The 13,080-nt window shown below is 32.8% G+C and carries 10 protein-coding genes; all 10 read right to left on the reverse strand.

Features of this window, described 5'->3' with window-relative positions:
* Positions 1 to 54: 54 nt before the first annotated feature.
* Positions 55 to 420 (reverse strand): DUF2200 domain-containing protein, encoded by a 366-nt coding sequence (locus BM239_RS13835; RefSeq protein ID WP_092209652.1) that lies wholly within the window; start codon positions 418 to 420, stop codon positions 55 to 57.
* A gap of 219 nt (positions 421 to 639) precedes the next feature.
* Complete coding sequence (locus tag BM239_RS13840; RefSeq protein WP_177209051.1) at positions 640 to 1,272, reverse strand: outer membrane beta-barrel protein; 633 nt, start codon at positions 1,270 to 1,272, stop codon at positions 640 to 642.
* Positions 1,273 to 1,398: 126 nt separating this feature from the next.
* On the reverse strand, positions 1,399 to 1,536 hold the full coding sequence (locus BM239_RS15455; RefSeq protein WP_177209052.1) for a hypothetical protein: 138 nt from the start codon (positions 1,534 to 1,536) through the stop codon (positions 1,399 to 1,401).
* 238 nt (positions 1,537 to 1,774) lie between these two features.
* The gene (locus tag BM239_RS13850) at positions 1,775 to 2,332 is read right to left on the reverse strand and encodes a hypothetical protein (protein ID WP_092209658.1); all 558 of its coding nucleotides are present in this window, start codon (positions 2,330 to 2,332) and stop codon (positions 1,775 to 1,777) included.
* A gap of 102 nt (positions 2,333 to 2,434) precedes the next feature.
* Positions 2,435 to 5,839 carry a CHAT domain-containing protein gene (locus BM239_RS13855; protein ID WP_092209659.1) on the reverse strand — a complete coding sequence of 1,135 codons (3,405 nt, stop codon included), beginning with the start codon at positions 5,837 to 5,839 and terminating at the stop codon, positions 2,435 to 2,437.
* A 177-nt stretch (positions 5,840 to 6,016) separates the two neighbouring features.
* A complete protein-coding gene (locus tag BM239_RS13860) occupies positions 6,017 to 6,226 on the reverse strand; it encodes a helix-turn-helix domain-containing protein (protein ID WP_092209661.1) in 210 nt (69 codons plus the stop codon).
* A gap of 3 nt (positions 6,227 to 6,229) precedes the next feature.
* Positions 6,230 to 6,766 carry a DUF2975 domain-containing protein gene (locus tag BM239_RS13865; protein WP_092209663.1) on the reverse strand — a complete coding sequence of 179 codons (537 nt, stop codon included), beginning with the start codon at positions 6,764 to 6,766 and terminating at the stop codon, positions 6,230 to 6,232.
* A 234-nt stretch (positions 6,767 to 7,000) separates the two neighbouring features.
* Positions 7,001 to 8,176 carry a WG repeat-containing protein gene (locus tag BM239_RS13870; protein WP_092209665.1) on the reverse strand — a complete coding sequence of 392 codons (1,176 nt, stop codon included), beginning with the start codon at positions 8,174 to 8,176 and terminating at the stop codon, positions 7,001 to 7,003.
* A 183-nt stretch (positions 8,177 to 8,359) separates the two neighbouring features.
* Positions 8,360 to 10,270 (reverse strand): molecular chaperone HtpG, encoded by a 1,911-nt coding sequence (gene htpG, locus BM239_RS13875; protein WP_092209667.1) that lies wholly within the window; start codon positions 10,268 to 10,270, stop codon positions 8,360 to 8,362.
* A 198-nt stretch (positions 10,271 to 10,468) separates the two neighbouring features.
* Complete coding sequence (locus tag BM239_RS13880) at positions 10,469 to 12,913, reverse strand: S9 family peptidase (RefSeq protein WP_092209670.1); 2,445 nt, start codon at positions 12,911 to 12,913, stop codon at positions 10,469 to 10,471.
* Positions 12,914 to 13,080: the final 167 nt, after the last annotated feature.

Consider the following 13,080-nt stretch of genomic DNA (forward strand, 5'->3'; position numbering starts at 1 on the left):
CGAATATTTGTTTGAATTTGGCCGAATTAATTTTATAGTAGTTAACCCTGTAAATTAGGCTTCACGCAAAATTTTTTTCATTTGGCGTCCCTTTGCTAATTCGTCAATTAATTTATCTAAAAACCGTACTTGTTTTGTTATTGGATTTTGAATGTCTTCAATTCTATAACCACAAATAACACCAGTTATAAGCTCTGCATTTGGGTTTAATGTGGCGTTTTGAAAAAATGTTTCAAACGTAACTTTTTTAGCAATAAGCTCTTCTAATTTATCTTTATTATATCCAGTAAGCCATTCAATTACTTCATATAGCTCTTCAAGTGTTCTTCCTTTTTTTTCAATCTTTGTCGTGTAGTGTGGAAATACAGAAGCAAATGTCATTTTAGCTATTCTTTGGTTGTGTTCTGGTGTTGTTTTCATTAAAATTTCTAGATAACTGTTTTCAAATTATTAAAATCATTCCATTTTAGCCTTTTGTTAAAGCTAATTAATATGTAGCAATATTAAGTATTAAATGGTGGATAAATAAATAAAAAGTAATTGCCAACAGACACTTATAATACCTTCAAATTTTTATTAAATAAAAAACCACTACAATAAGGTAGTGGTTTATATTTTTGAGTTCATTACTAATGAATCCTATAAGTTAAACTGCAAAATTAATCCAAATGTATTCATGTTTTTTAACTTCTGTTCGTCTGAAATAACTTGGTTGTTTCGTGTTTCTAATTGGGTGAAATCTGACTGACCTGTGTAATTGATACCAACACCAAAATGTGGTTCGATTTGGTAAACAAAGCCAAGGCCTAATTGAAATCCAAAATTCCAACCATCATAGACATCTTTTATTTTTGCTGTATTGAATGTATATTCATCTTTAAAAACGTTTTGTGCATATGGTCCTAAATGACCAATTATGCTAAACTTATCAGCAACTTCTTTGTTAAAGGTTAATAATAATGGAATTCTAACTAACATACGGTCGTGGTAAAAATTACCAACTGTATTAAAGCCGTTTCCACTTAATTGATTAAAGCCAACACCAGTTGCAATCCCAAATTTTGAATGGATGCGGTAGTTTAACAATAAATCGCCCGTATTACTATTCATGTTATAATTGGGTGCATTGTCATTATCCATAATACCATAACCAATGCCACCAAAAGCTATAATGTTAAACTTGGAGGTTTTTGTTTCCATGTTGTCTTGGGCTTGTGCACCAATTGCTGCAAAAAGCGCTAGCGCTAACAGCATTACATTTAATTTTTTCATAATTTTTCTTTTTTTAATTTTCATTGAAGATACTTAATTTATAAAAATGCACAGGTATTATTCTCTGCAATTAATTTATAATACTATTGAAAAAACTTATTAGAGTAGTTTTTTTGGGTGGCAGAGTCATTTTAAATAATCCCAAGCAGGAACGGCATTTTTTTTAATTTGAAATACGGCATATAAAACAACGATGCCAAGTAAACCTAATAATGATTGTTTAACGCTAATTCCAATATTTAAATTAATTATTAAAGCAATCATGCTTGTTGTTTGAAGTCCCCAAAAACCAATTTTTATTCCATTGAAGTAAACAAACAGCAAAAATAACATTGGCAACACCTAAAAATGCTAAAGCTATGAATGTGGAGCTTGAAAAGTTTCCGAATAGGAATTGCTAGCTAGAAAATTTAAAAGGGCTGTAAATGCATTAACTACTATCATAAAAATGAGCCAAACAGTTATGCAGCCATATTGTTACTTTGGGCAATCTGTGTTTTCGTTAGTGTTTTTCGCCTTCAATTTTTTTGGTGTTGTATTCAAAGTTTGAATACCATGTTATTTCACATACGTCAAATCCGTCAAAATATTCAAAAGGTGTTAAATTGAAAGCTTTTAAGGTAATTAAAAAACGTTCTAAACCACCAAAAGGATAGTTTCCAGTTGAAAACTCAACAATAGCAAACTGCTCATTGGTCTTTTTCAAATTATGCATATCTACTTCAAAGCCGTATTCTAAATAATTAAATACTGATAAGACATCATGAGTTCCAAATGCTTCTATTTTGTTATTATCGAACTCTACGTATTTTTCTAGATATTCTTTAGCATAATCAGGAATGAATTTGTTGTATCTATGGTGTTCAGGACTTGTGTCTAAAAACGCATTGAGTTCTTCTAAAGCTATGTCCACTTCTTCTTCTGTCATATCATCCCATTCATAATCAGGGCCTTCATCTTCTTTAAAGCCTGGCTGTCTTATGGCAATCAAATGGTTATATAGTATCTGAAAATCGGTAAATGTGCTGTCGTTTTTGATAGTAAATTTTATATATACCATGTCATTATTGGGTGTTTATATTTATAAACTCACTGATTTTAATAAACAGGCTAAAGGCTGTTTTTGATACTGTGTAGTAATTATGATTGTTTAAAGATGGTATTATTCAACCAAAATAAAAGCGGCCCATTTTTCAGGCTGATCCTGATATAAATTTTTCATGTGCAATTGTGTGTTTCTAAATGATTGTCTTACATCTTTTAGAGACAAACTTTCTTGATAAAAATAGGTCATAAATTCCTTTGTTTCTTCATCTGGTATTTCCCAAAGGCTCATAAGAAGTAAGTCAACACCAGCCATTTTAAAAGCACGTTGTAAGCCAAATACACCTTCAGCGCCATCAATGTCTCCTAATCCAGTTTCGCAAGCACTCAATACAACCAAATCTGTTTCCCGTAAATCCATATAGGCAATTTCTAGTGACGTTAAAACACCATCGGTTTGTTCTTCTTGGCCAGACTGATAAATACTATTGATACCTTCATTGCCATCCGCTAATAACAAACCTGTTCGTTTTAAAGGGTTTGTGGCTGTTTTAAAATTACGGCCAAAAGCTCCTTCTGGATTTTTGTTATAATCAAAATAAAATCCATGTGTTGCCAAATGTAGGACGGATGGTGATTTTCCTGTTAAATTTCTAAAATTTGTTTCACTGGCATTTTTCTCAGTAATTATTGTAGCGTTAGGAATAATACTTTTTATGGAAACGGCTTCTTGTTTGGTTCCAGGCAAATAACCAAATGAGTTTTTTAAATTCAACGTGTATTGGGTGTCATAATTTATACCACCATAAATGGTTGAATTTTGAAAAACGGGTTCCACTTTTGTGGTACTTAAAAGGGAAGAAGCGTTTGATAATTGATGAAGTTTAAATTTTTCTAATAATAATTTGCCATCTTCATCTTGAAGGGTTGCCATAGGGATTTTGTTTAAAACACCCGACAATGAAAAGTTTATTTCTAGGCTGTTTTCTACATAAGGTAGTAAGGGTTTCCAAAGCAAACTGTATAACTCTTTGCCTACTGAAGCATTATTAATGTTAGAGCCTTCAGACCCTCGTGTATTATAACTTAAGTTTTTAAGATTGCCCTGTTGTAAAATGGAATTAATTGACTCTTCAGTTGCAATAAAAACTATTTGTGGTTGAGACCATTTGTTTGAATAAATATAGGCCAAATAACTGTATTTGTTTTCAGTATCTTTAATTCTTGAATAATCAATGAATATGCTATTAACGCCTAATTTAAAATCATCATGGTTAATGGGTGTTATTAGTTTCTCGCTATGATTTTCAAAATAACTGGATATTAGTTCAGCATACGATTCATTGAGTTGTTTTTCATGCCCTTGTATTTCTTTTAAACTTTCCTCATCACCTTTTTTGTTTAATACGTCCATTAAGTAGAGTTGAAGGTAAGCTAATTCCGTATATACTTCTATCCTTTTTGTAACATAGTCATTTTCTAGATTTCGAAGCTGGTTGAGGATATTTCCTGAAATATTTAAAGTTAGATTTTTTGTAAGCAGAGACGCTTCTATTGCTTTTTTTGATAGGTCGTTATTTGCGTTTTTAAGTAAATAATTTACGAACTGTATTTCACTAAAAAAGTCCAAAACCGTCTGATTTATTTTAAATTCTTGAGCTGTGCTACTTTTTATTACGGCTTCACTTTCTAATTTATTAATATGAAAATCATAAGTTTCTAAATAATACGGAACAGCATCAGAAGCCCTTTCTGCTTGTACCAGCAATGTGCCATATTTGCTCCGGATTGTATTGTAATTGGTTGAAGCAGTGAGGTTGAGCTCTTTATATATTGCCATGGCTGAAGCTATCAGTTCTAAATCCTGCTCATTTTTATCTGGACCTTCTGTAAGTTCGGTCATTAAATAAAGCATACTGGCATAATCTTCGGTTTTGGTTTGCCCAAGGTTTTCCAATTGTTGTTTGTGGCTATAAAAGGCGTCGAGTCCTTTGGAATTCCCTTCTAGTGCCCATATTGCGAGGGCTCTTACTATCATTAAGTTAGCGTAATAGGTATAATTCGTATTATTTTTTTTAAAATGAGAAATGGCTTTATTACAATAGTCTAGTATTCTTTTATTGGTTTCTTCCTGATCCCGATTGGTTCTGGAATTCTCAAAAACAGCCATGGAGCGATAAAATTCTCCAACATTGTAATCCGAATTTTTTAAAGCGAGCTCTAACTTGGTTCTGTGTTTATCTATGATTTGAGTGGCAACATAATTTTCGGAATTATACAAATATAAACCTGCTAACTCAAAAATGGCAGTTATAAAATCACTTTCATAGAGGTTTTTAAGCTCGTAATATTCAATTTCAAGATTTAGTATTCGGGTGTGTTCTATGTTGTCATTCCTATTACTAGCAATCTGTTTATAGTCTCTTAAAGCTTTTAGGTAATTCGTGTTGTAGACTTTATTGGCATTAAAAAGCAATATTTCGTTTTTATAAAATGCTAAAATATCATCGGGCTTGTTCTGTAATTGTAAACTATTAATATAATTAGTCTTTACAGCAGGATAAGCTGTAAACTCTTTGTCTAAATTAGTGAGTATCATTTGCATGGCCAAATTGTAATAGGCATAAGCATATTCATTGTTTTTTTGCATTTCATGAGCAAAACCTATTTCATTAAGTATATAAACATATTCATTACTTTTTGCACCAAAATTAGTTTTATAATAGTCGTCTAAATTTAAGCCATAATATGTAGCCAAGTCATATTCTTTAGTATCTCGATAGTAATGGAATAGCTTGTCACGTATATCAAAACCATAGAGGTCTTCTAGTGAAGAATCTGTTTCCATTATTGTGTAAGCTCTAATTAAATAGGTAAGGGCTTCTTTAGGTTCATTTTCTTCAAAGCGTGTATTTGCTTCGTTAAGATTACAAATAAGATGAATATTCTTATACTCCTCATAACCTGTGTTTTTATGTGGTTTCCAATATTGAAAAAAGTATTGACCATTTTGGTTTTGGTTTGTCATAAAACTATTTAGCGCTAACTCTTTTGCGAATGGCACAATGGATATATCAGTTTTGTCTGTCTTCTCAAAAAAACCATCTAGTTTATAATAATACGTGTTTGCTAGATTTTTATTACCTGACATATAAGCTACTAAATCTACTAATGAGTCAGATACATAGGTGCTAAAGGGATGAGCGTTTCCAAAAATAGTTTGGGTTCTATTTTGAACCTCTGCTAAATAATTACTTGTGTAATTTTGAAGTTGAAGGGGTTTGGCATTAGAAATAAGTCGGTCTAATGAGTACATGTATGCTGGATGACTCCATAAATGAACTGCTGAAAAATCCTTTGCTTTTAGATAATAGATTTTAGCACTGTCTGTTTGTTGTGCTTTTAAAGCATTGTCACCTTTAATTAGTAAAGACAACCACTGTTCGTAGTTACTATTAGTATTTTGTGAATACGTGTATGCAAACGAAATACTAAAAAGAACGTATAAGTAAACTTGTTTCATGTAGCTGTGTTAAAAGCTTAAATAGAATTAATTTCAATAACTAACCGTAGCTAAAATAGTACAAAATTTTAAAACACTTGTAATCAGAACATAAATCGCCAAAAGCAACTGCTATGAGCTTGATTAGGTCTAAAATTTAATAACCTAAATAGTTAGTTCTGCAATGTATTTCAATTTCTATACCACGTTTGAATATTCCAAAATGTCGCCTGGCTGGCAATCTAAAGCTTCACAAACGGCTTCTAGTGTACTAAACCGAATGGCTTTAACTTTTCCTGTTTTGAGTTTAGAAAGATTGGCTAATGAAATATTTACAGTTTCCGATAATTCGTTAAGTGACATTTTTCGGGTTGCCATCATAACATCTAAATTTACAATTATTGCCATAGTTTATACCGTTTCTTCTAGTTCGTCTTGATATGCCACTCCTTTGGTAAAAATGATGGCTATGACATAAATAACGGCTGCCATTAAAATATAAGCCTGACTATCTGCCCAAAACTGGTTAAGTTTATCAATGTCATACCCATGATGTTGTAAATTTTTAGCCGTCTGTCTTGCTATATAGCTTATTAGTCCAATAGAAAACGTGTAGTAACTAATTTTGGTAATCTGTTTTGCCACCAATTGGTTAAAAGGTTTTTCCAAATCTATTTTGGTAACCATCAGAATAACCAAATAAAATAAGATAGCTTTAAGCAGGGCTATAAACAAGATAAAACTATACATGCCATAAAATGCCCAAATGTTGCTAGATTGCAAATCTGTTAAATCTAATTTTTGATACAGATTCTCAACAAATTCTGGTTTAAAAATACTGAAAATAAAATTGAAAAGTAATGCGCCTGCTTCAATGCAAAGGCCAACAAAAATAATCCAAGCTACAATTTTGAGGCCTGTAAAAACGAAGGTATTGGTTTGTGACATAATCGTTATATTTAAAATTATGCAACAAATATAGATAAATATTTATTTATAAACGATAAATATATTGCTTTTAATGATAAAATATTTATTTTGAGATTGTACTAACGGTTTTGTGTGTAAGAAATTTCAAGTACAAAAAACCACCTCGGTTAAGAAGTGGTTTGGCCGTTTCGGGAATTAGGTGTTTTTTTTATTGAACTTGCTTTTGTTGTGTGCTTTGTTGTGTGTCGTAATTTAATTTATACCAAACATAATTCTATCATCCACAAGGTTAGATAAAATCTCATATTTAATAGGAATTTTGATTTCCCCTTTCTGATTTATGAAACCATATAATCCCTCTTTTTGGACTAGAGCCATTCCTTCTTTAAAGTTGTTGGCACTATCAAAAATTGGTTTTATAATTGTTTCTCCTTTTTTATTTATATAACCATATTTTCCATTCAATTTGAAAATTGACAAATTATCTGAAAAATATTCTTGTCCATTCCAACCACCTTCATGTTCAAACGAGCAAAGAATCTTGTTTTTTTTATTGATATAATGATAAAGACCATCTTTTTTGACTCTAGCTATACCGTTTATGAAAGGAAGAGCTTCATCATAGTCGAAAGGGATTATTTCTTTAGAGTGGTTTACATAACCAAATTTATTATTTAGTCTAACAGCTATTGGGTCATTCTCATTTACAACATGAGTAATTTTTTGATAAATTAATGGAACAATAATTTCACCTTGACTATTTATGACTCCGTATTTTCCATCTTTTTTAACAATCCAATTTTCTGAATAATTTTGTCCATAAATAATATTGTAAATCGGTTCTGTAATTATAGTACCATTTATATGAATAATTCCTAATTTTCTATTGTTCCCTCGGTATACAGCTACAGAATTGAATATTCCTTTGTCTACCACATTAATTGAATCATTGAAAATGTTATTACCCATGGTATCAATAAAATTCCATTTACCGTTTACTTTAACTGAAATATATTTTTCGCTTGTTTGTCTTAAATTTTTATACTTAAAATCAGTTATTTTATTCCCATCCATGTCAATAATAGCATAATCTTTCTTATCATTTATGGCGTAGCCAATATTACCATTCCAGTAGGCTTTTTTAAATTGTGGAAAAAGCTGTAAGTTACCCTGTTTATCAATATAGCCTGATATGCTGTCTTTGACAACATTGGCAATATTGTTCATATAACTTAATCCATCGGAATATTCTGGTTCTATTATGATTTCCCCTTTTTTATTCAAAAACCCAATTTTCAAATTATCATTTTTGTTGCCCATTTCGCCGAGATAGAACGCATAGTTCATATAATAAAAAATGTCATAATCTTGCGATTGAATTTTATTACAATAGATTGTAAAAAATAATATAATAAGAAATTTTTTCATAGTTTGTTTCGTATTGTTTACAACGCATGCGGATAGTGAATGATGTGTATTATATACACCCCAAATCTAACAAATTCAAACAACTAATTAAGTACGTAGTTCTACGTAACTTAATTCCACAAAAAAACCACTTCGGTTAAGAAGTGGTTTTTTTATATTATTATTATTATTTAATTGAGCTACTTATTTAATCATCTCGTAGCTACGTTTAATAAAGTTGGTTAACTCTTCACCTTTCAATAAACCTTGTGAAAGTCGCGCTAGATCCAAACTCTGTGTAATTAAACGTTCTTGCTTTTTCTTGGTTTTGGTTTCTAAAATTTCGCCTACTAAAGCGGAATTTGTATTCACTACCAAATTATACATTTCTGGCATATTGTTAAACATATTCATACCGCCTCCACCGGTTTGCTGCATTTCTTTCATACGTCGCATAAATTCCGGTTGCGTAATCATAAATGGTGATGCGTCACTATCCATAGCTTCTAATTGTACCGAGAATTTCTCTTGAGGAATTATCTCTTTAAGCAAGTCCTCAAGCGCGCCTTTTTGGTCGTCTGATAATTTAGAAATTTTGGCATCATCGGTTTTAATTAAATTATCCACGTGATCGGCATCCACACGAGCAAAGGTTATATTCTCCTTGCTAGATTCTAGCTTCTGCATTAAATGCGATACGATTGGCGAATCTAATAACAACACCTCATAATCTTTAGCTTTAGCTGCTTCTATGTAACTGTGTTGTGCATCTTTATTTGATGCGTACAAAATAACCAACTTACCATCTTTATCAGTTTGCTTGGCTTTTATAGCGTTGAATAATTCGTCATAGGTGTAATATTTGCCATCAACCGTTGGGTACAATGCGAACGCATCTGCTTTTTCAAAGAATTTATCTTCGGAAAGCATTCCATACTCAATAACAATTTTAATATCGTCCCATTTCTTTTCAAAATCTTCGCGATTATTATTAAAAAGGGATTTTAATTTATCAGCCACTTTACGCGTGATATAAGAAGCTATTTTCTTAACAGCACCATCGGCTTGTAAGTAACTACGTGATACGTTTAATGGAATGTCTGGTGAATCAATAACACCACGTAACATGGTTAAAAATTCTGGAACAATGCCTTCTACATTATCGGTAACGTACACCTGATTTTGGTACAGTTGAATTTTATCCTTTTGAATGTTGAGGTCGTTGGTCATTTTTGGGAAATACAAGATTCCCGTTAAGTTAAATGGATAGTCTACATTTAAATGAATATGAAATAACGGTTCCTCAAATTGCATTGGGTACAACTCGCGGTAAAAACTGTTATAGTCTGATTCTTCCAAATCGGCTGGCAATTTGGTCCATGCTGGATTTGGATTGTTTATTATATTATCAACCGTAATTTGTTTGTGTGGTTCCGTTGTTTCTTTACCATCTTTATCGGTTGTGGTTTTTGGTGTAAAATCTGGATCATTTACTTCTTTAGTTCCAAACTTAATAGGAACAGGCATAAACTTGTTATACTTTAAAAGCAATTCACGAATACGTGCTTCTTCCAAAAACTCGGTAGAATCGTCAGCGATATGCAAGATAATTTCAGTGCCACGTTCTGATTTATCTGCTGCTTCTAATGTGAATTCTGGACTACCATCGCAAGTCCAATGTGCTGCTGGTTCATCTTTGTAAGATTTGGTAATGATTTCTACCTTTTCAGCCACCATAAATGCGGAATAGAAACCCAAACCAAAATGACCGATAATTCCAGAATCTTTGGCAGAATCTTTATACTTGTCTAAAAACTCTTCTGCACCCGAAAATGCTACTTGGTTGATGTATTTTTCAACCTCTTCGGCCGTCATACCTAAACCTTGATCTATAATGTGCAATTTCTTGCCATCCTTGTCAATTTTTACTTCAATTTGTGGGTTCCCGTATTCTACAGAAGCTTCGCCAATACTGGTTAAATGTTTTAATTTTAAAGTCGCATCGGTTGCATTACTAATCAGCTCACGTAAAAAGATTTCGTGATCACTGTATAAAAACTTTTTAATGAGTGGGAAGATATTTTCTACCGATACATTAATGTTTCCTTTTGCCATAAATTTAATTTATTAAATTATTCCCACAAACGTGAGAACCTGTTAAACGTCATTATTTGTTTACGGTAGAGTCAAAAAAAGTACCAAGTGTTAAAACGTGACAAACTGACATTTAAAGTATAAAAAAATGCCATTCTTTGTGGGAATGGCATTTTGAAATATGTTATTTTCATTGATGGTGGATTCAATTATTTAGTGTTAGTTTTTTATAGATTCATCAGTTTTTTCAACGGTATTTTTATTCTTCACATACGTTTCCAACCATTCATCTTGTTCCCAAAGCATGTGCAAAATAGATTCTTTTGCTGCATAACCATGACTTTCTCTTGGCAACATAACCAAACGAACTGGTGCGCCTAACCCTTTTAAGGCGTTGAAATAACGCTCACTTTGCAAAGGATAGGTTCCTGAATTATTATCAGCTTCACCATGAATAAGCAATAAGGGTGTTTTCATGGTATCTGCATGCATAAAAGGCGACATGTTATAATATACTTCTGGCGCTTCCCAATAGTTGCGCTCTTCACTTTGAAAACCAAATGGTGTTAATGTTCTATTATAGGCGCCACTTCTAGCTATTCCTGCTGCAAATAAATTGGAATGTGCTAATAAGTTAGCGGTCATAAATGCTCCGTAACTATGGCCACCTACAGCTACACGATCTCTGTCAATATACCCCAAGGCATCCACGGCATCAATAGCGGCTTTCCCATTGGCTACCAATTGCTTTATGAAGGTGTCGTTTGGTTGCTCGTCACCTTCACCAATAATTGGGAAAGCAGCATCATCCAATACTACATAGCCTCTAGTTACCCAATAAATAGGCGAACCATAGTATGGATAAGTAAACTCATTAGAACTGGACGTGTTTTGCCCAGCGCTACTTTTATCTTTAAATTCTCTAGGGTAAGCCCATAAAATCATTGGGTACTTTTTACCTTTTTCGTAATTGGTTGGCAAGTACAACGTACCTGACAAATCCAAACCATCATCACGCTTGTAGGTAATCACTTCTTTTTTTACGTTTTGTATGCTTTTAAACGGATTTTCGAACGTGGTTAAAGGTGTTAAGCTGTTACGCTTTTTAATATTCCGAATGTAGTAATTTGGAAATTCATTTTTAGATTCTAATCGTACTAAAAATGTACCATCTTTTGCATCAATAGCTGAACTAATACTTTCTACTTGGTCAGTTAGGGTAGATTGATATAGCCGCTTAGTTTTTTGGGTTTCCAAATTTATTTCATCAATAAATGGAAATTTTCCAGCATCACTATAACCATCGCCAATTAGAAAAGCTTTATTAGAATTGACATCTAATACATATTCATTAAAGTCATTTTTAGTGTAAACAAAGCTGCCAGGATTGCTGTAAACATCTTGATAATTTCTATCGAACAAAACTGTTGGCGCTTCGTTAGTGTTGGACGGATTAAACACATAAGTTCTGGTGTTTCGTGTGTTCCACCAATAATCGTTTGCAATGGCAAGGTTGTCAGTTCCCCAAGTAATACCACTAAATCGATCTTTAGTTTTTAAAAGCGAGGTAATGGTACCATTAAAAGGCGCCTCTTGCTGAAACACTTCATCACGGAAAGGGACCTTGTTTTCTGGGTCGCCACCATCCAAAACTTCCGCCCAATATAAGGTTGCTGGCTTATCATTTCGCCAGTTAAGGTCGCGCATACCTGTACGTTCTGCCATAAAGCCTTGTGGTAAATCTTCAATCAACGGTACTTGGAGCATGGTTTTAACCAAATCGCCATTGGCTTTATAAATGGTAGTTTCAGAAGGAAATCTATAGTAAGGGACTAAATAGGAAAATGGTTTGTTAATGGTGGTAATCATCACATAGTTTCCATCAGGTGAAAAGGATATGTCGCCATACATATCAGCTGATTTCCAAAGACTCGCTGATCCGTTAAGAGATACTTTATATAGTTCGGCTTGTGCTAATTGTTCAAAATTATGCTCATCATTAGGATTCTTCAATAAATCTTGATAGGTTCGGTTTTGAGCTTTTACACCAGCTTCACTCACAGAAACGGTTGGACCCGTTGGAACTGCTTCTTTGGTGTTAATTAATGCTTTTCTATTTTTTGGAAGCATTTTCACTAAAAGCGCTTCACTGTTTTTTAGCCAAACAGCAGGATTGCCCATGTTGGCATTTAATTTAGGTTCTGTAAGTTTTTTGGCTTGTGCATTTTTGATGTCTAATAGCCATAATTCAGCTCCAATAGAAACCGTATTGGTAAAGGTCATGAATTGCTGGTTTGGCGACCATGAAAAATTAGCAAACCTGCCATTTTCTGGTAATCCCGAAACTGTTTTTGGATTGCCAGTGTTATCATTTTTAACTTTAATGTCTGTATTATAACGCGTACGGCTGCCAATATTGGTAACCGGATTAATGCGTAAACCACCCAAGCGCATTTCGGTTTCCGAGAGTTCTTCAATTGTTTTATAGGCACTTCGGTAAAGGAATACAATATTTTCACCTTTACTATCCATTCGAATGCTAGGAGCTAAAGGAGCTTCCGCTAATTCTAAAATATTTTGATGCGGTTTTTGGTAGGTGAGATTTTCTTGAGAAAAGCCTGAAATAACAAATAAAAAGAGGAACGTAGCTAGAATTGATTTCATATTAAATGGATTTAATTTTTTGGAAGCCTAAAGATACCAAAAACATTTTTGTGAGGTAGTGAACTTAACTATTAGAAAAGCTTCTTTGCTATGCATGCATAACGAATACAATTCGCTTTTGAAAACTCTTAGCTTGGAATTGGTTAAATTGCGCGCAGATTAATCAT

This window comes from Algorimicrobium echini (assembly GCF_900115185.1).
Taxonomy (GTDB): Bacteria; Bacteroidota; Bacteroidia; order Flavobacteriales; family Flavobacteriaceae; genus Algorimicrobium; species Algorimicrobium echini.